This window comes from Paenibacillus sp. SC116 (assembly GCF_024733555.1).
Classification (GTDB): domain Bacteria; phylum Bacillota; class Bacilli; order Paenibacillales; family Paenibacillaceae; genus Paenibacillus_B.
On record NZ_JANIOF010000003.1, the window covers coordinates 215,812 to 236,179 of the forward strand.

18 protein-coding genes are annotated in these 20,368 nt (G+C 41.4%); 14 read left to right on the forward strand and 4 right to left on the reverse strand.

The window, feature by feature from the left end:
* Nucleotides 1-56 precede the first annotated feature (56 nt).
* The 3 genes from gnd (at nt 57) to NQ117_RS15140 (ending at nt 3,173) form a co-directional block, all read left to right on the forward strand.
* Nucleotides 57-950, forward strand: a complete 894-nt coding sequence (gnd, locus tag NQ117_RS15130) for a phosphogluconate dehydrogenase (NAD(+)-dependent, decarboxylating) (protein WP_258278860.1) — start codon at nt 57-59, stop codon at nt 948-950.
* 141 nt (nt 951-1,091) lie between these two features.
* Nucleotides 1,092-1,742, forward strand: coding sequence for a fructose-6-phosphate aldolase (gene fsa, locus NQ117_RS15135; RefSeq protein ID WP_258278861.1), 651 nt, complete (start codon nt 1,092-1,094; stop codon nt 1,740-1,742).
* Nucleotides 1,743-1,826: 84 nt separating this feature from the next.
* Nucleotides 1,827-3,173 (forward strand): glucose-6-phosphate isomerase, encoded by a 1,347-nt coding sequence (locus NQ117_RS15140; RefSeq protein ID WP_258278862.1) that lies wholly within the window; start codon nt 1,827-1,829, stop codon nt 3,171-3,173.
* 1,084 nt (nt 3,174-4,257) lie between these two features.
* Here NQ117_RS15140 and NQ117_RS15145 read toward each other — a convergent pair.
* Both NQ117_RS15145 and NQ117_RS15150 read right to left on the reverse strand, forming a co-directional pair.
* Nucleotides 4,258-5,247 (reverse strand): glycoside hydrolase family 130 protein, encoded by a 990-nt coding sequence (locus NQ117_RS15145; RefSeq protein WP_258278863.1) that lies wholly within the window; start codon nt 5,245-5,247, stop codon nt 4,258-4,260.
* Nucleotides 5,248-5,537: 290 nt separating this feature from the next.
* Nucleotides 5,538-6,599: a LacI family DNA-binding transcriptional regulator gene (locus NQ117_RS15150; RefSeq protein ID WP_258278864.1), complete on the reverse strand. Its 1,062-nt coding sequence runs from the start codon at nt 6,597-6,599 to the stop codon at nt 5,538-5,540.
* Between the two features lie 269 nt (nt 6,600-6,868).
* Between NQ117_RS15150 and NQ117_RS15155 the strand changes: the two genes are divergently transcribed.
* Together NQ117_RS15155 and NQ117_RS15160 are read left to right on the forward strand one after the other, a co-directional pair.
* Entirely contained in the window at nt 6,869-7,579 is a 711-nt protein-coding gene (locus NQ117_RS15155) for a response regulator transcription factor (protein WP_258278865.1), read from the forward strand.
* Nucleotides 7,566-8,651 (forward strand): sensor histidine kinase, encoded by a 1,086-nt coding sequence (locus NQ117_RS15160; protein WP_258278866.1) that lies wholly within the window; start codon nt 7,566-7,568, stop codon nt 8,649-8,651. The genes NQ117_RS15155 and NQ117_RS15160 overlap by 14 nt, the downstream gene beginning before the upstream one ends.
* A gap of 335 nt (nt 8,652-8,986) precedes the next feature.
* Here NQ117_RS15160 and NQ117_RS15165 read toward each other — a convergent pair whose 3' ends face one another.
* Nucleotides 8,987-9,823 carry a hypothetical protein gene (locus NQ117_RS15165; protein WP_258278867.1) on the reverse strand — a complete coding sequence of 279 codons (837 nt, stop codon included), beginning with the start codon at nt 9,821-9,823 and terminating at the stop codon, nt 8,987-8,989.
* Nucleotides 9,824-10,185: 362 nt separating this feature from the next.
* On the opposite strand from NQ117_RS15165, the gene NQ117_RS15170 reads away from it, so the two are divergent.
* Nucleotides 10,186-11,268: a D-alanyl-D-alanine carboxypeptidase family protein gene (locus NQ117_RS15170; protein WP_258278868.1), complete on the forward strand. Its 1,083-nt coding sequence runs from the start codon at nt 10,186-10,188 to the stop codon at nt 11,266-11,268.
* 152 nt (nt 11,269-11,420) lie between these two features.
* On the opposite strand, the gene NQ117_RS15175 is transcribed toward NQ117_RS15170, so the two are convergent.
* Nucleotides 11,421-13,295 carry a bifunctional metallophosphatase/5'-nucleotidase gene (locus NQ117_RS15175; RefSeq protein WP_258278869.1) on the reverse strand — a complete coding sequence of 625 codons (1,875 nt, stop codon included), beginning with the start codon at nt 13,293-13,295 and terminating at the stop codon, nt 11,421-11,423.
* A gap of 476 nt (nt 13,296-13,771) precedes the next feature.
* On the opposite strand from NQ117_RS15175, the gene NQ117_RS15180 reads away from it, so the two are divergent.
* The 8 genes from NQ117_RS15180 to NQ117_RS15210 all read left to right on the forward strand — a co-directional run bounded on the left by NQ117_RS15180 (nt 13,772) and on the right by NQ117_RS15210 (nt 20,355).
* Nucleotides 13,772-14,257: a hypothetical protein gene (locus tag NQ117_RS15180; RefSeq protein ID WP_258278870.1), complete on the forward strand. Its 486-nt coding sequence runs from the start codon at nt 13,772-13,774 to the stop codon at nt 14,255-14,257.
* A 174-nt stretch (nt 14,258-14,431) separates the two neighbouring features.
* The gene (locus NQ117_RS15185; RefSeq protein ID WP_258278871.1) at nt 14,432-15,625 is read left to right on the forward strand and encodes a helix-turn-helix domain-containing protein; all 1,194 of its coding nucleotides are present in this window, start codon (nt 14,432-14,434) and stop codon (nt 15,623-15,625) included.
* 412 nt (nt 15,626-16,037) lie between these two features.
* Nucleotides 16,038-17,321 carry a helix-turn-helix domain-containing protein gene (locus NQ117_RS15190; RefSeq protein WP_258278872.1) on the forward strand — a complete coding sequence of 428 codons (1,284 nt, stop codon included), beginning with the start codon at nt 16,038-16,040 and terminating at the stop codon, nt 17,319-17,321.
* 19 nt (nt 17,322-17,340) lie between these two features.
* On the forward strand, nt 17,341-17,463 hold the full coding sequence (locus NQ117_RS15195; RefSeq protein WP_258278873.1) for a hypothetical protein: 123 nt from the start codon (nt 17,341-17,343) through the stop codon (nt 17,461-17,463).
* Between the two features lie 240 nt (nt 17,464-17,703).
* Complete coding sequence (locus NQ117_RS24195; protein WP_375163080.1) at nt 17,704-17,853, forward strand: aspartyl-phosphate phosphatase Spo0E family protein; 150 nt, start codon at nt 17,704-17,706, stop codon at nt 17,851-17,853.
* Nucleotides 17,854-17,886: 33 nt separating this feature from the next.
* Nucleotides 17,887-18,447, forward strand: a complete 561-nt coding sequence (locus NQ117_RS15200) for an SMI1/KNR4 family protein (protein WP_258278874.1) — start codon at nt 17,887-17,889, stop codon at nt 18,445-18,447.
* 232 nt (nt 18,448-18,679) lie between these two features.
* Entirely contained in the window at nt 18,680-19,810 is a 1,131-nt protein-coding gene (locus NQ117_RS15205; RefSeq protein WP_258278875.1) for a YrpD family protein, read from the forward strand.
* A 71-nt stretch (nt 19,811-19,881) separates the two neighbouring features.
* Entirely contained in the window at nt 19,882-20,355 is a 474-nt protein-coding gene (locus NQ117_RS15210) for a copper amine oxidase N-terminal domain-containing protein (RefSeq protein WP_258278876.1), read from the forward strand.
* Nucleotides 20,356-20,368 lie beyond the last annotated feature (13 nt).

Here is a 20,368-nt window from a genome sequence, read left to right on the forward strand (position 1 = left end):
GGACATTAGCGTTAATGCTATTTACAAAATAAAAACAACTGGTGGAGGGAAACAGCATGAAAGTAGGATTAGTCGGATTAGGAAAAATGGGTCTCAACCTGGGTCAAAACTTGCTCGATCATAAGCACGAGGTCGTTGCTTTTGACCTTAATAAGCAAGCGGTAGATGAAATGACTTCTTTCGGCGCAACAGGTGCTTATACGCTTGAGCAGTTGGTTCAGGCTATGGAAACACCTCGCGTGTTGTGGATCATGGTACCTCATGCAGTGGTTGACTCCGTTATCGATCAATTGACACCATTGCTGTCCACAGGCGATATCATCATTGAAGCTGGTAACTCACACTTTAAAGAATCGATTCGTCGCTACGAGCTGTTGAAAGAGAAAGGTATTCGCTTCATGGATGTCGGCACGTCCGGCGGTATGGAGGGAGCTCGTAACGGAGCTAGCTACATGATCGGTGGAGATGAGGATGCATGGCAGCATGTGGAGCCTATCTTCCGTGATACAGCTGTGGAGAACGGCTATCTATATGGTGGACGAGCTGGTAGCGGTCACTTCTTGAAAATGGTGCACAACGGTATCGAGTATGGCATGATGGCTGCAATCGGCGAAGGTTTTGAAGTATTGGAGAAAAGCGACTTCGACTTCGATTATGAAAAAGTAGCACGAGTGTGGAACAACGGTTCCGTTATCCGTTCATGGCTGATGGAGCTTACAGAGCGTGCATTTTCCAAAGATGCGAAGTTGGATGAAATCAAAGGCGTTATGCATTCTTCTGGTGAAGGAAAATGGACTGTTGAGACAGCGCTTGACCTTCAGGCATCTACACCTGTTATCGCGATGTCGTTGCTAATGCGTTATCGTTCACTAGATCAAGATACGTTCAACGGCAAAGTAGTTGCAGCGCTTCGCAATGAGTTTGGCGGACATGCTGTAGAGAAAAAATAACACGATGAGATTCTATTTGGCACGATAGGTCACCAACATCGGTGTAACGATATAACATTTTGCAAGTTGCAAGTTGACACAAACGATTCTCTTTTCCAACAAAACAAACGTTACGTACATGAAAACAGGGAGGGCATTATCATGAAATTTTTCTTGGATACAGGCAATATGGAAGAAATCACTCGCATCAGCCGTCTAGGTCTTGTTGACGGTGTAACAACGAATCCGTCTATCATCGCGAAGGAACAGCGTCCGTTCAAGGACATCATTCAAGATATTACTCGCCTCGTACCTGGTCCGGTCAGTGCGGAAGTTATCGGTACAACAACGGAAGAGATGATTAAGGAAGGTCGTGAAATTGCGACTTGGGCGCCTAATATCGTCGTTAAGCTTCCGTTAACAGAAAGTGGGCTGGAGGCAACGTATCAGCTTTCTCAAGAGGGAATCAAGACGAATGTGACGCTCGTATTCTCAGCTGCGCAAGGCTTGATGGCAGCTAAGGCGGGGGCGACTTACATTAGCCCATTCGTAGGCCGATTGGATGATATCGGAGTTGACGGGATGAAGCTCGTTCGTGATTTGAAGGCCATTTTGAACGAGTATAACTTCTCTACCGAAATTATTGCTGCTAGCATTCGTAATATTGAGCATGTGGAACAAGCAGCGCTTGCAGGCGCTCATATTGCGACGATTCCTGGTTCTCTATTGCCGTCGTTGTGGAAACATCCGTTGACGGATATCGGTTTGGAGCGATTCTTGAAAGATTGGGCTTCTGTACCGCAAACGAAGTAATAGGTGTGACGCTAAGTGTAGCATTGCGTGTGGGTGCTGCACTTACGTTTGCAATCACATGATTAGTAAGGGGAGAGACTGACGATGGCTATTTCATTTGACTATTCGCAAGCACTGCCGTTTATGGAGGCGAGCGAAGTTGATTATATGAGTGAATTCGTGCGCACCGCGCATAACTTGCTGCATGAGAAGAAGAGCCCAGGCTCCGATTATCTAGGCTGGATTGACCTGCCGCGCGACTATGATCGCGAGGAGTTTGCCCGCATTAAGAAGGCGGCAGCTGACATTCGTGAGCATTCCGATGCGCTTGTTGTAATCGGCATTGGCGGTTCTTATCTTGGTGCGCGCGCAGCAATCGATTCGCTGTCGCATACGTTCCATAATGAAATGGAAGGCAATACGCGCATTTATTATGTCGGGCATCATTTAAGCTCGGACTATGTGTCCGACCTGTTAGAGCTGCTTGAAGGCAAAGATATCTCCGTTAACGTGATATCCAAGTCGGGAACGACGACAGAGCCTGCTGTGGCATTCCGCCTGTTCCGTGACTATATGGAGTGTAAGTACGGTAAAGATGGCGCGCGTAAGCGTATCTTTGCAACGACAGACAAAGCACAAGGAGCTTTGCGCACGTTGGCGAATGAAGAAGGCTATGAGACGTTCGTTATCCCTGACGATATCGGTGGAAGGTTCTCGGTGCTAACCGCGGTAGGCTTATTGCCAATTGCAGTAGCGGGTATCGACATCGATCAGATGATGGCTGGTGCGGCAGCTGCGGCTGAGCGATTCAGCAGCCCTGAGTTGGCGGATAATCCGAGCTACCAGTATGCGGCTGTGCGCAATGCGCTGTATCGCAAAGGCAAGTCCATTGAGCTGCTCGTGAATTACGAGCCAGGTTTGCACACGGTATCTGAATGGTGGAAACAGCTGTTTGGTGAAAGTGAAGGCAAGCATCAAAAAGGATTGTTCCCTGCATCTGTCGACTTTACGACTGATCTTCATTCTATGGGGCAATACGTTCAGGAAGGCCGCCGTGATCTTATCGAAACGGTGCTGCAGGTTAGCAAGCCGCGTCGTGAGATTACGATTGAGAGCGATCCTGCCAACCTCGACGGCTTGAACTTCCTATCCGGCATGACGATGAATGAAGTGAATCGTCGAGCGTTCCAAGGCACATTGCTTGCGCATGTGGATGGCGGCGTGCCGAACTTGGTCGTTACGCTGGACGAGTTGAATCCGTACACATTTGGCGAGATGGTGTATTTCTTCGAGAAAGCCGTTGCGATTAGCGGACTTCTGCTCGGGGTCAATCCATTCGATCAGCCTGGTGTTGAAGCGTATAAGAAGAATATGTTCGCTTTGCTCGGCAAGCCGGGATTTGAAGAAGAGCAGGCAATTCTTTTGAAGCGATTGGAAGGTACAAACGTGTAAGTAGGAGAGTAGCGTGAGTGGCTGTGAGTACCTGTATGCACTTGTAAGTATCTTATAAGTATCTTATAAGTATCTGTAAGTACCTAATTACCTAATAAAGTATCTATAATTACCTGTAAGTACCTGTAATGCCCGTGTGAAGCTATCCCGCCTGTGGTACCCTACAACCATAGTTAGCGGTAGTTGGTTCAGGGCGAACGTAGCTGGCAGATGTATATTGCGTTATCTACGAAAATAGTTGCTTATTGTGTTTCTTAATAGCTGCTTTCTAGTGCGCCTTAATGGGTAGTTATTCCGCTATTTCTCCAATACACATATAACCCCCTTATTATTCATAGCTGAGGTGATGGCTAGCCGACCAGCTTGATAATAAGGGGGTTTTTCACGATTGTTGGGCGGGCGCAGGGCAGTCATTTGATTTGAAATTGCGTTACATGGTGAAGCCGCGGTGAGGCGAGGGCTTTCCGCTTTTTCTAACGGTCGCTATTGACGCTATTTTCGAAAAGTCGGACATTTTTGAATGTTAACGGTCGTACGAGCGCTTATTGTAGCAATATTGATGAATATTATCGTTCAATCTGACAAATAAGCTCGCTGACACCCGTTACATTTCTAATATGAGTAAATATAGAGGAATAGCCTCTGTGGCAACCGTTACGTTCATTATCTCTTTCTAAAAATGCTTAATACCTAACTTGTCAAAGAGATTCCGTTCGCATTTTGCTCCTTGTGCCGTACTTATCTGCTGGGAAGTCGCCGAATGCCGAATATCGAATAATTTGATACTTCAAGGGGCCATCATTTTTGAACACATAAAAATCCCCCTGCATCGAGGGCACGAATACAGGGGGTGGGGTTACAAAGAAAGCGCGAACATGGTTCGTGGATTCTTTGTGATACATAATATAAAGATAACATGTGGGTTATCGATAAACAAACCCATTACCTAACATATAAGTAAAAAGGAAAGAAAACAGCGACGTTAAGCGGTTCTATGGCATTATATGCATAGCATGGTGCTCATCGTCGCTGTCTCTTTCTTTGCTGCTATCATCGTCTACTATCGTAACTATTACTAGTATAACTACTCTACGCGAGAGTTATTCTTCACGAATTCAATGATTTCATCGACATAACCGAATGCCACTGCTGTTACCGTGTCAGCAGCACCGTAGTAAATTGCGATACGGCCTGTCTCAGCATCAACGAGCGATGCGCAAGGGAACGCAACGTTTGGCACGTCACCTACACACTCATAGAGCGTAGATGGTTGCAGCAAGTATGGTTCGCTGCGGTACAGCACTTTCCATGGCTGTTCAAGATCAAGCAATGCTGCGCCGAATGCATAGACGAAGCCATTGCAAGAGTTAAGCACGCCGTGGTAGATCATCAACCAGCCTTCGCTCGTCTCAATCGGGATTGGGCCTGCGCCGACTTTCTTGCTCTGCCAGCCACCCATTGGTGCCATAACGTGACGATGACGGCCCCAGAATTCCATGTCAGGGCTTTCGCTGTAGAAGATATCCCCGAATGGCGTATGTCCTGTATCGGACGGACGACTCAACATCGCATAATTGCCATTGATTTTGCGTGGGAACATAACCCCGTTGCGGTTGTATGGCAAAAACGCATTTTCCATCTGGTGGAACGTCTTGAAGTCATGTGTATAAGCTACACCAATCGTTGGACCGTGGTAAAGGTTGCACCATGTAACAACGAAACGATCTTCAATCCAGCAGACGCGTGGATCGTAGCCTTCGATGAAGTTACCGATCTCAGGATCGTCGCACTCGAACGTAAGCGGCTCAGGATTGATATCCCAGCTAAGTCCGTCTTTACTGAAGCCTGCATGCAAACGCATGTAACGGTTGCGGTCGTCGCAGCGGAATACGCCAGCAAATCCATCTTCGTATGGTACGACTGCACTGTTGAAAATACTATTCGAGTTCGGCAGCAAATCACGAGGAATGACTGGATTCTGGCTGTAGCGCCACAATACGTCCTTATGTCCTTCTGGACGTTCTTCCCATGGAATGTTAGGCATGCTAGGACCGACAATGTTCACTTTGCTCATGAAGAAATACCTCGCTTTAGATGAAGGTTATACGCTTGATGTATTCGAAGCGTGTTAGGTTGCATACATTGCGAATTCAATAGGTTTACATTTGTCAACTTAACGGATGATGTTCTTGGCAAAATAGAGTAGAGAGCGTGTTATTGTTGTGTTTATACTCGCCAAGATGCTTTGTTCGTCCATTACTGACAGCGTTTTCTTTCACAATTAAAATGTAAAATAAAATGCACACTATGTCAACAGATAGTGTGCATAAATAAGGTGTATTTTGTTTAGTTTTCATGTACGAATTAAAGTTTGTTGCTATTGTATACTTTAGCTGCCAGTCGAATGAGCTCATAAGGGCGTTCTGGATAGCGAATGCGCCACATTAATTGCTCTGCCGCACGCATGCCCATTTCGTACATTGGAACGATAACGGTAGGAAGAGTTGGATGGATCAAGGATATTTCAGCAATATGATCGAATCCAGTCAACATGATTTCTCCTGGTACTTCCTGATTCTCTTGTCGCAGCAAGTGCAGCATCGTCAACGCAACCTCATCATTGACACATACAAACGCGGTTGGGCGTTCTTTCATTGCCGCTAATGCTTGACGGAGGGAATGCTCATTATAATGATGCATAGGATCGTTGCTCGTTACACCATACTTTTCATCTATGAACAGGTGGTGGTCCTGCATAGCACGCTTGAACCCAAGCCAACGTTCTTGGAAGCTGAGGCATGAGCCGATTTCGCCAACAAATCCAAGCTTGCGATGTCCTTGAGCGATTAAGGCGGACGTTATTTGATAGACGCTGTCTTCATTATTCACGAGCATCACATCTGTACACAACTCATTCATCGAGAAGCCGGCATAAGTATCGATAAATAAGGCAGGTATATCGCTTTGTGCAATAAGCTGGTAATACTCTTTTAAAAATGGCCCGATCATGACGATGCCTGCCGACTGTTGTTCAGCGATGATGTCAGGCAGTTGGAGCGCTTGCTCATCCTCACGATCTACCAGTGTCATCGTAACCATATAGCGGTGCTCTTTCAGCGCAGCGTTCATGCCTTTCAGAAACTGCGACCAATAAGAGTTATTTACATAATCCGAATGAGATAGTAATGAAATAATGCGGTTGCCTGTAGCAGAAGTTCGTTCAGGCTGCATCGCAGCTGTATGTGCTTCTAATTGCCCTAATATGTCGGGAGGCAGCTTCGTATAGCCCATATCTACCGCATGTTGAATGATGCGTAAACGGGTATCCTCGCGCAAGCCTGGTTCATTGTTCAGTGCTTTCGATACGGTATTGCGTGATAACTGCATCGCATCGGCAATATGTTGTTGGGTAATCTTTCGGGTCATAGCGAATCTCTCCTGTATGTTCTGTCCCTAGTTAGCGTTACAATTCAAAAGTATATGATAACTTGACAATATTGACAAATGTAAAGTTTACGAAAAGATGATGATTTTCTGAAGTTCGATTCATCTTCCTAACAAGGGATTTATCCTATGCTACACTATAAATGTTGAGTTTGAGTGAGGACCTTTGTTATCAAAATGAGATAGCTGAACGAGATAGATAATATAGCGGGTTAGCGGGTTGAACCATAGAGAAGGGATGAATTTCGGGCATGACAACCATTTTAGTCGTAGATGACGACCGTGAAATAGCCAATTTGATTCGAATTTATGTAACGAATGAAGGATTTAACTGCCTGATGGCACATGATGGGGAAGAGGCCATTCAACAATTGGAGAAGGATGATGTGAATTTAGTTGTGCTTGATGTCATGATGCCGAAGCTGGATGGCTTAACTGCCTGCCGTATTATACGTGAGCAGCATGCTTTGCCGATTCTTATGTTGAGTGCGAAGACGGAAGATATGGACAAGATTATGGGGTTAATGACAGGGGCTGATGATTATATGACGAAGCCGTTTAACCCTTTGGAGCTTATGGCTCGCATCAAGTCATTGCTTCGTCGTTCCTATCAGTTGAATCAACGATTGCAAGTCGGAGGTTCTGGCACTGCGATGACCTCGCAGCATGTGATCAGACTTGGCGCATTGGAAATTGACAAGGAGCAGCATCGCGTCAATGTGGATGGTCAGCAGATTCATCTTACATCCATTGAATTTGATATTTTATATACGATGGCCAAGCATCAAGGGCGCGTATTTCGGGCAGAAGATATTTATGAGCTGGTCTGGAATGAGCCTTTCCAAGGGGCGCATAACACCGTGGCGGCCCATATTAGCAAGCTGCGAGACAAGCTAAAGCGCAGCGGGCATTCCTGTATTCAAACGGTGTGGGGAGTGGGGTACAAGATTGAATTGGACTAAACAACTGACGTGGAAGCTGCTTATTAATGTGTTTCTAAGTTTTTTGCTGGCGGGAGTAACGGTCCTCGCTCTTATCCTGTTAAGCGTATTTTTGGTGGAAATGTCTACATTTGCACAGGATATGTTTGTATTTATAGAAAATATTTTCCCACCAGAATTGATTATTATCGCTGCTGGCTTGTTCTCTTTCTTCTTCTATTATTATTTGTTAATGCGATTGACGGTTAAGCGTATTAACCAAGTTATTACCACGGTTCAAGCGATTGCGGATGGTAATTTGGATTATAGAATGAAAGTTCATTCTGAAGTGGATGAGCTAGGGAAGTTGGAACAAAATCTAAATGAGATGGCGCACAAGCTGCAGCATTCTATCGAGGAAGAGCGACGGGCCGAGCGAACAAAGTCCGAGTTAATTACGAACGTTTCTCATGATTTGCGCACACCGCTTACTTCGATTCTCGGTTATTTGCGCCTCGTAGAAGAAGACAGATATCGCGACGAGGTTGAGCTGCGCCATTATATTCGCATCGCTTATGAGAAGTCTGAAAGCTTGCATCTGATGATCGAGGACTTATTCGAATATTCACGTATGAGCGGCGGCATGAATCTAGATATGCAGCGTGTAAATGTAGCGGAGCTAGTCAGCCAACTTTTCGTACACTATCAGGTTCCGGTAGAGGAATGTGGGATGACACTGCGGATGCGCAATGCGCAGAGCCCAGCTTATGTGAATGCCGATACGTTGAAGCTGGTTCGCGTATTCGAGAATTTGCTCTCCAATAGCATGAAATATGGACGAGACGGACGTTTTATCGATATGGTTGTTCATTCAGATCCAGTAGAAGCGAGAGTGGAGATTGTTAACTATGGTGAACCCATTCCGCAGACGGATCTACCGCATGTATTCGAGCGCTTCTATCGAGTAGATAAGTCCCGGACAGGGGATAGACGCGGATCGGGTCTTGGTCTCGCAATCTCCAGCACGATGATTGAGCTGCATGGCGGACGCATTTGGGCAGAGAGTGATGCAGAGCGAACCCGCTTTATTATCAGCCTGCCGCGTGTACCGTAGATGGTTCTTAAAGAACCCCCCTTGCAATGCCGTAGGCGCTCTGCAAGGGGGGTGTTTTACTTATCTTTTTTGTTTCCAGCGCTTATAGGATAAGAGCATTGCATTGTGTAAGAAGATAACGATACAAATAGGTAGAAGCCAAGATAAGGCATCATTTCGATTAGCTAACAAATAGGTGTTGCCGATCAATGCTATCGTTATCGCAATATTAAGAGAAATGTTTTTGGAAGTCCCATCATTTCTATAAGCAGAATATAGGCAGTATGCGGCTAGTCCTGCAATCCCAATAATGATTAATATGTTTAAGACCATAGTTAACACTACACTTCCTAATACTATAATTTATTAACATATGTATAGGCTTTTTCTAGATCGTCTACTGCTCCTTTAAAATCAGAAATAACTATACCAGCACTTACAGCTAAAGGTCCACCAGCAGCTACCCAGCCTGCGGGGCTCCAAGCCCAAATTACACCTGTCCATCCAATAGCTGCAGCTTCAGCAAGAGTGAAAGCATATGCTCTTCTATAATCGGAATAGGAATTATCAAATAGATCGATGCTATTTTTCGCAACTGCGAACCATTGATTTGAAGGTTTTATCCCCGTTTTTTGAATGTTTTTGCCTTCTGGTTCTCCATGGCCGTTTCCATTGCCAACCCAATTATAATTCATAGATTGATAACATGCAAAAGAGTAGCTTGTCATTGCACTGTTGCTATAATAATGACATAGTGCTGGAATACCGCCCGTATCACTGCGTGCTTGAATGCGGTTGGTAATGGGGGAAGCCATTTTATCGACGTCTAATTCTTCACCGTCTACCGTAATTGTTTTATTAGTGTTATCAAACTCGATTTCTGTAACTCGTTCTTCATCTTTAAATACCGATGTATAGTTAATATCTTCAGCATATTCAGGGAGAAGTGTGAAATCCTCAAAAGTTGTTACCGTTGTATGAGTTCCATTATTATCTTCGATTACCTGAACACTATGTGTTTTGACTACATTACCAAGTAACTTGCCTTCTTTGGTATAAATATCATTTGTTGTTGTTCTTACTTCAGAAGTAGGCTGCTTCTCACTAGCATTAGTAGCAGGAATTGTCCCCGTTAGAACAATTGCAAGGGATAAACCAAAACTAATCAAAGTCTTACATTTCATTTTTTTCAAAACCTTCATCTCCCTGTTTATCATGATGTCTACAGTTGAAATTGTATCAATATATTAAAATAGATTACATGATAGGGAATTACTATATTTTTAATTCCAATTTCAATCTAATTACACTATTAATAATATAAAATAGGAAATTATATTCTAATCTATAACAAATAATACTTTTTTATTATATTTTTCGACAAATTACGATAATAACTCCTACATAGATTTTTATAATTTAAAAATTAGTTGTTTCATCTTCATCTTTTCTTCATACATTTCTGAATGTTCAATCATGTCTCTTCGTTATGATTGCCTATATAAACGTATCGGTCAGGGGAGAGGACATGATGAACGACGCAAGGGAGGGTTCAATGAACCGTTCAGTGAATGATGGCAAGGAGCATGTTTCAACATCAACCGTTTCGTCAACCGTTTCATCTATAGCGTTACCTACAGCTTCATATACAGTATCACCGACAGCGCCATCAACGACTTCGGAAGCAGGATTCAGTAAGTTCAGTAAGCGCAACATATTCATTGGCACGAGTCTAATTATCATCGGGCTATTGTGGCTGTTCACACTGTTCAGTCAGCCGATACAAAAGGCGTATACCGCTGCAAATGAATTTTTCAAGCTGTCTACCAATGAACAGGCCATCGCAGCTGATCAAATTGCAGCAGATGCTGCTGTAGTCTACGATATCCAATCAGGAGAAGTACTATTTTACAAAAATGAAAAAGAGAAACTTCCACCTGCGAGCACCACCAAAATGATGACTGCGCTGCTTGCTTTGGAAGAAATAGAGTTGAATCAGCGAGTAGGTGTAGGTCCAGAAGTGACATGGGTGAAGAGAGGCGAAAGCAAAGTCGGCCTCCGCCCAGGACAATTGCTCACCTGGGAAGAGCTGATCGCCGCAATGCTACTGCCTTCCGGCAATGACGCTGCACGCACGATTGCAGTGAATATTGGGATGAAGTATGCAAAGGCGGGGGCAACGCGCGAAGAAGCCTATCATACCTTTGTGGCAAAAATGAATGAACGTGCACAAAAGATCGGGATGCACGACACGAACTTCGCCAATCCGCATGGGATGGACGAGTATGATCACTACAGCACAGCGAATGATCTGGCCTTATTGGCAAAAGAAGCAATGAAGGATAAACGGTTCAGGGACATTGTGAAGCAAGAGGAGTTCCAATTTACCGAAGCTGCCAATGGACCAGGGCAAGAAATCATTCACAATCGTAATCAATTGCTGCAGCCAGAAAGTGAACATTACTATGAAGGGGCTATCGGCATTAAGACAGGATTTACAGATGGAGCGGGTTATTGCTTAGTATCAGCTGCTGAGCAAGAAGGTCGGCAAATGATTGCCGTCGTGCTTCATTCTACGAAGGAACAAGTATGGACGGATTCACGCATTTTGCTGGAGTATGGTTTTGACATAAAATAACCCCCTGCGAAGTTTGCACAATAGGTGCAAGATTCCACAGGGGGCCTATTCAATAGGAAGGGGACGAACGGTTTGATCTCAGTTTATGAGACTCTTATATCCATTGTAGCTGTTCCATGTTACAGCAATATGACATGTTGCTATATATTGGATTACAGCTTTGTAATGCGTCCATCCAACTTCGGAGCTACTTCTTTCTTCGCGATAAGGTAATCTTCAACAACCTCATACAACGTTACGCCTGTGTTAAGTGCTTTTTTGCCTTTGAACATTTCATAGCCGTCACCGCCAGCTACGATAAAGTCGTTCGTTGCAACACGGTATTGCTTCGCCTCGTCAATCGCTTTGCCAGCTACTTTTACTTCCTTCACGCGGCTGCCTTTAGGAGCCTTAGCATCGAAGGAGAAGGACATACCGCTAATTTGCGGGAAGCGTCCGCCGCCAGCTTCAATATCAGCTACACCGTTCTCCATCGCTTGGATAAGCTCTTTACCGGAGATTTCAACGACTGCCATTGTGTTAGGGAATGGAAGTACATCGTACAGGTTGCGCTTCGTAATGTCGCCGCTCTTAATCGTTGTACGGATACCGCCGCCGTTCGTAATCGCTACGTCAGCTTCGAATCCAGGGATTGCGCGAGTGCGCTCTAGCATTGCATCAGCAATCATGTTACCCAAGTTTGTTTCTTCCGCGCGCACTTTCGTACGGTCACCTTCCAACACATTTGGTGTAGATGCGATCTTCACGTTCAACAATGAGTTGGATTCCTTCTTCAATTGCTCAACGCGCTTCGCTGTCTCTTCGTCAGCTTTTGTATTTTTATCATATTCAATAAGTCCGCCAGAGAAATGCACGACTTCGTCGTTGTGGTAGTAAAGGTCTACACGGCCTAGGGATTTGCTGTACTCCCAGTCTTGTACGATGTAAACACCGTTTACAAGCTCAGGCTTGGACAGCTTCGTATGAGAGTGACCACCGATAATAAGGTCTACACCTTCAATGCTCTTCGCCATCTCACGGTCTGCTTCCAATCCAGAGTGGGATACGATGATTACGTTGTCTGCCATCTCTTGCAGCTTCGGTACCCATTCTTTAGCCGTTTCAACTGTATTTTTAAATGTTAGGCCTTTTACGTTATCTGGGTGTGTAACGATTGGTGTTTCTTCCGTTACAAGTCCAAGGAAAGCAATCTTCTTGCCTTCGATTTCTTTGATCACGTAAGGCTTCAACATTGGCTTGCCAGCTGCGTCAAATACGTTCGCGCCCAATACAGGGAATTCGAACATTTTGGATACTTTCGTCAGTTGCTCGTGACCGAAGTCGAACTCGTGGTTACCAGCTGTCATCAAATCATAACCAAGAGGGTTTACTAGTGCAGGAACAGATTCACCTTTGGACAAGTTTACATAGATGGTACCTTGGATCATGTCCCCAGCATCGATAAGCATCATGTTCGGGTTCTCTTCACGCATTTCCTTGATCAAGGTAGCCATTTTAGCGTAGCCCATTTCTTTGCCGCGCTCGTCTTCAACAATGTGACCGTGAACATCATTCGTATGACCGATCGTCAGATGAACCGTAATTGCTTCACCGACTGCTTCAATGAAAGCTTCACGAGTAACCGTTTCGCCTTCTGCTGCTAACTCAATACCTGCTTTTTTTGCAACCGCATTCAAAACATCTGCAGATACAGGCTTGTGGAGGGATTTCCACTGCTCTGCGTCAACGATGTTAGCTTGCTTCGCCCAAGTAAGGGAACGTGCAGCCCAACTGCCTTTAACCGCAGGGTCTACTGTTTTCACAGCTGCTTCTTTACCTTGTACACGAGAGAAAATAACAACTGCTTCGATAAGCGTGATCGGACGTTCTAGTGCAAGACCGTCTTGTCCACCGTTAACGAATGATTTCTCTTGCATCCAATCGATGTGTTTAACCGGTTCGAGTGGTGCTGCTGAGATAGGTCCCGCCATTACTGTTGTGAGCATAGCAGTTAGAGAAAGTGCAAGTGCAAGTCTTTTGGCAGTCATGGTATTGAATACCCCCTGGAATGTTGTATTTAATTATGTTCATTTTGATTGTATCACGCAAAAAGCCCAGAGAGTAGGCGATATCTGTAAAAGGAGCGTTAAATATGGATGAAATTTATGAATAAAATTGCAAGCGCTGTCAATTGAGTGAATGGTGACAGATTTAGTATGGACTTTAGAGGGGAAAGTCATGATGGAGCGGGGCTTTTTGATGGGGAAATCACAAATTTCGTAGGAGGTCATGGAGTGGGAAATGCCATGTTTTTAATGCTGTTTTGGACAAAGGGTGACGTTACGTCAGAATGAGAGATCTAGAATGATACGCAACCAAAATGGAATATTATTGTAAAAGGGTGAACGAAGTGGCATACTGTCTGCAAAGGAAACGGGGTTTGATCCTATTTTCATTTGCAGTGCTAGATCAATGAGGCAGAATCAGCGTATGTTACTTATTCTTAAATAAGAAAGGAGAACCTATGAAACTATCTAAGTTTATATTTGCATTATCTATTGTTTTGAATATATTCTTGATTGCATTTTCTTATTTTAGGTATGACGCGAATGAAAAGGCTTTTGATGATATCTCGACTATGATGATGTCTGACTTTGTTGAATTGGAAAGTGCAATTGATTATCAGATAAAAATGAAATGGGTAGATGAAAGTGTTATTTTAGAAAAAATCGAAGACATCAAAGAAAATCTATATGCTATTGAAGTTTATGGGTCTGGATCAGGTTTAACGAATCAACAATCGAATGATGATCTAATGGCCTTAGAACATTTTCTATCTCGATATCCTGAATATACAGGTTTTCCAAATGCTGAACTAACTAAAAATGAAAGAGAAGAGTTAATTCAGTTGAGAAACAAATTGAGAAGAGCGGGTTTGGCGATGAATATATCTTTTACAGGGGGATGGGATAACTTTCTTATATCAGTAAAAGAAATAATAAAAGAATGATGGGGTGACGTTACTGGAATATTGACAGCATTTACAATTATTTAATATTATTAGTTTACCTCTGAATGCCACAATCATGACTCTTCTATATCTGTATAAATCAATCTTTCATATAACGAGTATAACCGTTTATTTAATGTAGTATTAAAAATTCAATTATGGATGGTGAGAAAGTTGAATAGTGTCGCTTTTTCATTAGGGGATTTAGTTCGTGAATACCGAACGAAGTCTGAAATGACCCTGTCCGAGCTAGCTAGAGCGACAGATGTAAGCAAAGGGACGCTGTCTAAACTTGAAAATGGAGAAGTAAAGAAGCCAGACTATCAGAAATTGCAGGTCGTCATGCAGGTTTTGGGCATTCCATATGAAGATTACATAGGATTGTATGTTCAAGGGGAGAAGAATACTTTGTCTCTATGGACAATACTCGAAGAAACTATAGAGCGTAAATGTTCTTCAACGATTATATCCCAAATTGCGAAGCGGTATTTAATCATAGTTAAAGGTGAAAGCTATGATGCAGTTGCAGAGTTGTATCGATTTGCAATGAAGCAGGAAGAAGAGTCTGTGAAATTCGATTTATTAAGTTTGATCTTCAATTATTCTCGTAGTCATGGGATTATGCCCTACTATGCCAAGAGTTTATTTCAAAAATATATTATTGAAAGAAATGATTTTACTAAATTGAATGAAACGTATCAATCGGGTAAATACATATTAAATTATGCTGGGTTTCTAGATGAAGAAGATCGCTTGGGGTTATATTATAGATTAGCAGTTCATGCTTATAGTTTATCTGAGTATCTTGAGTCGATAGATCTAAGTCATTATGTTGTTGTTCATACAGAACCTGAAAATATACTTCGATCATACGCTGTATTTACTATATGTAATGCTCACTATTATTTGAATGAATTTGATAAGAGTAGAGAATACTTTCGTGAATGTACTAAGTTTGAGGATTCATATTCCCAAGATAACGTTAAATTTATGATTGGTTGTATAAATGCGCGTAGTGGGAATATTGAACTTGGAATGAAGCAATTAGAGTCATATTTAGAGAATCCGTCTGAGTGGAATATTGTTCATGCAGTTGTAGCTCTTATGGATATTTATATGTCTAGAGTAGCTGTTGAGTCAGCAAAAAAGTTATTTGAATACGAAACTATTATGGAAAAATCCATACAAGATCCTCGTACAGCCCCACTTAAACGTGCTCATTTAGCTCATTATTACAAGCTCAAAGGAGATATATTACTGTACGACAATGATTCGGAAGCTGCATTAGAATACTATGCTAAGTCCACGATAGAATACTCGAAAATCTCGGCTCATAATAAAGCTTATAATTGGCTATGCCTATCATAAAGAGGCCCGAGTACTTGTTATTCGGGCTTTGTTTCGATCGGAAAAAATAAAAATCAATTATTCAAAACTCTGAGTAAGGTTAGGTTATCTTTATGGAGGGAGTAAAAAGTAATAATGAATTTTTTGAACGATTAAACATGCGCCGAAAACCATGCTTAAATATTGGAACAGGCTGCAAAATTACCAGATAAATCCCCGGTTTTTAATGAAACAATACAACATTGACGTTACTGTAATATTGACAGCAATTACAATTATTTGGTAGGATTCGAATATCCACTTCTTCTTCTCTTATTCAATATGATTTCAATTCTAACCCCACCCTAGAAACTTTTAATTAACTTCCGTTTAATAATCTCTCACATTTAAATTCGATGATATATCCGTAATATACGTTAAGGAGAAGATGAGTATGTTGAGTAGTGTCACATCTTTATCGCTTGGGGACTTGATTCATCAATACAGAACGAAGTCTAACGTGACCCTATCTGAACTAGCTAGAATAACAGAAGTAAGCAAAGGGACATTATCAAAGTTGGAAAATGGGGAAGTGCAAAAGCCCGAGTACTATAAGCTGCAAGCTGTTACAGAGGCTTTAGGCATTCCGTTTGAAGAATATATCGAACTGTACATTAAAGTTGAAAAGAGCCCTAGCTCTGTTTTGCGGATTTTTTCAGAGGCAATTGCAAGGAATTGCCCTACGAAAACGGTGGTTCGCATTGCTGAACGATACTTGACGATTGCTAAAGGCGAGAGCTATGACGTGATAGCGAAATTCTTTGATATCGCGATTCAAAAAAGTGAAACGGAACTTAAACTTGAGCTATTGCAGATGCTTATTGATTACTCTCGAAGTCATGGTATTATGCCGTACATAGCAAAAGGACTATTTCAGAAGTATCTCATTGATCGAAATGATTTCACTAAACTAAGTGAAACGTATCAATCAGGCAGATATTTATTAAATTATGCTGGCTTTTTAAATGAGAGGGAGCGCTTATTATTATATTACTGTTTAGCAGTTCATGCTTTTAGCCTGCAGAACCATAAAGAGTCTATAGAACTGAGTGAGTATGTTATAGAAAACGACTTAACTGACAGTGAATTTCGTGCGAATGCTATATTTAATGCCTGTAATTCTTATTTTTATCTAAACGATATGGATAAGGGTATATACTATTTTCAAGAATATAAAAAGTTCTCATTTCCGTTTGTTCAAGACAACATAAGATATATGAATGGTCGTATTAGTGCTCGGTATGGAGATGTTAACTTAGGGATAGCCCAACTAGAGGAATATCTTAGGGGGGCGTCTGAATATAATCTCGTATATACAATAGTTTTACTTATGGAATTGTATTTAGATAAAGGAAAATTGGATGAAGTAAAAAAACTATTTATTTATGAGAATATGATGATAAAATCCCTTAGTGATGCTCAAACAACCCCGGAGAAGAGAGGGAAATTAGCCTGTTTTTATAAGCTTAAAGGGGACTGGTTAAGAGAAAAAGATGAAATTAGTGAGGCATTTGAATACTATCGAAAAAGTGCGTTGGAATATGCTCAAATATCGTATTATGAAGAGGCATTCAACAGCTTATCATTAATAACGAATTCAACACTCATATCATTTAATGGGTTAAATAGAAAAGCAATTGAGGAGTTGAATCTCGTTTTTAATACACTTAGCTCATAGTATGGAAGGGGACTGTCATATGAAAAAGCTAGTTGCTAAGATTCCACTTCTTATCATGGTAGTATGTTTGTTTATAGGAGTATTACCTGTAGAAGATGGAGTTATTTCATATTTCGGAGGAGCACCATGGATAATTAACTAGTACTTCCATCTAACTTTAATGAACTAGAAAAGAAGGTTGATCTTAGGAAGAATGAGTATTCTCCTTAAGATCAGCCTTCTTTTGTTTCGGGAAAAATCGGAAGGTGTTTCGTCCGAAATAAAATGGAAATCATTTATAAAAACTCATAGTAACCTATTCTCAGAGAAGAAGAGGATATGGTGTGGCGCCAACACCAACATTGTGTGGGGTTCTACTTCAATACGAACTAAGGTGCTAAATATGACCAAAATTGAAATAATAGAGAAGAAAAGAGTTGAAATGATAAAGCTCATAAGTGTATGTGCAAGTTTAACGGATAATCGAGTGGTCACAGTGAGCCAGCAGCTAGACAGACTCCTAAATGAATACACTATGAGTAAGACTGAATGAGTGTTTTCAATCCGAATTATGGAGGTGTTGCAGTTGAATGAGATCAAACGTATTTTAAATAATTTCAAGAAAAAACAAACCAAAGAGAATCCCAATAACTTAAATAGAAATTATCCATTCACATTATATTCAAACCCGCCAGTAAATGCAGAACATCTCCTCAAGTTTCAAGAACGCATACAAACAAGGCTACCATCTGATTTCATAGAGTTCCTCAAGATTAATGATGGTGCTGTGTTATATCCTGATAAAAAAGATACTCAGTTAGATATATTCTCCGTGTACTTGCTTAGCTATGAACTGGACATGCTTCCGAATTCATCAGCGCTTTCTTTACTTCCATTTGCCCGCTATCAGACTACTACGTTTTATATGGATTTATCCCAGCTGCAATCTCGAAAATATATTGTCTTTAGCTCTTCTTCAGGTCGGCACTACAACGCGCATATGTGCTTTAAAGAATGGCTGCAAACCATCTTGTCTAATCCAAAGTATTTTAATTCTTATGCCAGTAAGGTATTTCACTCTCATACCGTCCCGTATTACGCCAGTATTAGTGAACTTATTGAGGGGATTGAGTCGTTAAAAATATAAACATGATACTGTTTTACAGATTTTATGGCTCTACTATGCCTTTGAATGTAAAATTGTTCTATAAATAAAAATATATATAAATTTATAAAGTGTTATTCAAAATTGATTGTTTGTAAATTAACAATTTGCGAGAAAGGGGTGATAGCGGCAAATATAAAGTTTTAGCTTACACGCACAAGTGGAAAAAACAACATAGAGTTCAAGAAGATTATAATTTAGGAGGAAAAAACAAATGAAATCAGTTAAAAAAGTATTTGCAGTTATTTGTCTTCTTAGTTTAACTCTACCTAACTTTTCAGCGGTGGCTAAGACAGAGGGGGCAATACAACTTACTGGGACAAATGGACAAGCAGTAAACATCATTCAGCAAGCATCGGTTACAGTTGACCAGAGCCAAGCTGCGTTATTCATTCAGCAAGCTAAAGAAGCGATTGAACAAGATAAACTTCAAGTTAAGGGCTTGAATGCAAATACAGATGCAACTAATTACAATTACATTGCGTTTAGTGATAAAGTGACTTACTTCTACGAAGAAAGCCCAGGATTGGCTCCTGAGCTCGTGATTTATGATTCAAGCAAGGGAACTAATCCAGTTGAAGAGATTGAGTCTTCTTTGGAAGAGCCAAGACAGCAAGTTGTTTCGAACTTTATTCATGATGGTGTAGGAGGGAGGCAAAAGATTCAGGGGCGCGGCGATTTTTTAAGTACGGCTTTACAATTACCACAAGATTATGAAGTTGTACGTGTAGGAGGAGCTTTTAACTATGGTGGCTTTCAATATACTTCGAATAGAGCAGATGGTATAGGAACCTGGGTAGCAGACATGGGATTGCTTTTTGACGTGAACTCAGGAGCGAGTGGTAATAAAAAAGGATGGCAACCCTTTGTAGCATTGAAGAAGAAAGTCCGTCCTACTACAAGTAATGATAGTGGATTTGACTCTTACGCTTCCAGTTTTGATCCGCATTATAACGAGGGACAATATAAAAATGCTTATCAGTCAGGTTCTCAATTAACTTTTCACAATTGGTACAATTATAATGGTAAGGTACGTCTAAAGGTCGAAGGTACAACTATTTGTAATAATCGTAGTTGCACAAGTGAAACTCCTACACATACTGTCACAATAATGGAGTCTAATGGTAATTGGTACATTCCGAGTATAAGCTATTGGAAAGTTGTATCTACCGTAATTACGACATCTAATAGTGGAAAGAATAAAGGGATTTTTTCAAACATCCAATTGAATGACTATGCCATATCAACAAGTGACCTTTTTACTCCAGAAGAGGATCAAACGAAGATTACTAGAAGTGGAACTAGCGTAACTATTGATGTAGATGCAAGCAGGTATAGAAATTAATAGAGCATATCTAATTACAATTAAAGAATAAATGCTGGTTAATTCACACCATTTCCAGGAGGTTTATTGCAATGAGATCTCGTTATAAAAGGTTTGGCTTATTAACACTAATGGTTCTGTTATTTTCTGTACAGATCAACATTGTGCAAGCTCATGTCGGAAAACCAACTGTATATGTAAATGGCCAAAAATTAGATGTAGATGCAATAGCTACTGGTGAAAATAACAGTGTTACTTTTATACCATTTCGTCCTATTTTTGAGGCCTTAGAAATGGAGGTAGAATGGGATGAAAAGACCAAAACAGTCACAGCTAGTAAAGATTCGACATTAATTAAGTTAAGAGCAAATAATCTTACAGGTTTTTTAAATGAGAAAAAAGTTCAGTTATCTAGTGCCCCATTCATAAATAATGACACACTCTATGTCAATCTAAGGTTCATAGCGGAAGGCGCTGGAGGGAAAGTACGGTGGGAGAAAGTATCAGATAATGAAATGTATGTGTACATTGAACTTACTGACTCAATAACGAATAGCAATAATTAATAATTCTGAGGTA

Bases quoted from the DNA above. Each gene is read 5' to 3' on its own strand.
- gnd (WP_258278860.1), top strand. From the start codon at position 57: ATGAAAGTAGGATTAGTCGGATTAGGAAAAATGGGTCTCAACCTGGGT.
- fsa (WP_258278861.1), top strand. From the start codon at position 1,092: ATGAAATTTTTCTTGGATACAGGCAATATGGAAGAAATCACTCGCATC.
- NQ117_RS15140 (WP_258278862.1), top strand. From the start codon at position 1,827: ATGGCTATTTCATTTGACTATTCGCAAGCACTGCCGTTTATGGAGGCG.
- NQ117_RS15145 (WP_258278863.1), bottom strand. From the start codon at position 5,247: ATGAGCAAAGTGAACATTGTCGGTCCTAGCATGCCTAACATTCCATGG.
- NQ117_RS15150 (WP_258278864.1), bottom strand. From the start codon at position 6,599: ATGACCCGAAAGATTACCCAACAACATATTGCCGATGCGATGCAGTTA.
- NQ117_RS15155 (WP_258278865.1), top strand. From the start codon at position 6,869: ATGACAACCATTTTAGTCGTAGATGACGACCGTGAAATAGCCAATTTG.
- NQ117_RS15170 (WP_258278868.1), top strand. From the start codon at position 10,186: ATGAACCGTTCAGTGAATGATGGCAAGGAGCATGTTTCAACATCAACC.
- NQ117_RS15175 (WP_258278869.1), bottom strand. From the start codon at position 13,295: ATGACTGCCAAAAGACTTGCACTTGCACTTTCTCTAACTGCTATGCTC.
- NQ117_RS15180 (WP_258278870.1), top strand. From the start codon at position 13,772: ATGAAACTATCTAAGTTTATATTTGCATTATCTATTGTTTTGAATATA.
- NQ117_RS15190 (WP_258278872.1), top strand. From the start codon at position 16,038: ATGTTGAGTAGTGTCACATCTTTATCGCTTGGGGACTTGATTCATCAA.
- NQ117_RS15195 (WP_258278873.1), top strand. From the start codon at position 17,341: ATGAAAAAGCTAGTTGCTAAGATTCCACTTCTTATCATGGTAGTATGT.
- NQ117_RS24195 (WP_375163080.1), top strand. From the start codon at position 17,704: ATGACCAAAATTGAAATAATAGAGAAGAAAAGAGTTGAAATGATAAAG.
- NQ117_RS15205 (WP_258278875.1), top strand. From the start codon at position 18,680: ATGAAATCAGTTAAAAAAGTATTTGCAGTTATTTGTCTTCTTAGTTTA.
- NQ117_RS15210 (WP_258278876.1), top strand. From the start codon at position 19,882: ATGAGATCTCGTTATAAAAGGTTTGGCTTATTAACACTAATGGTTCTG.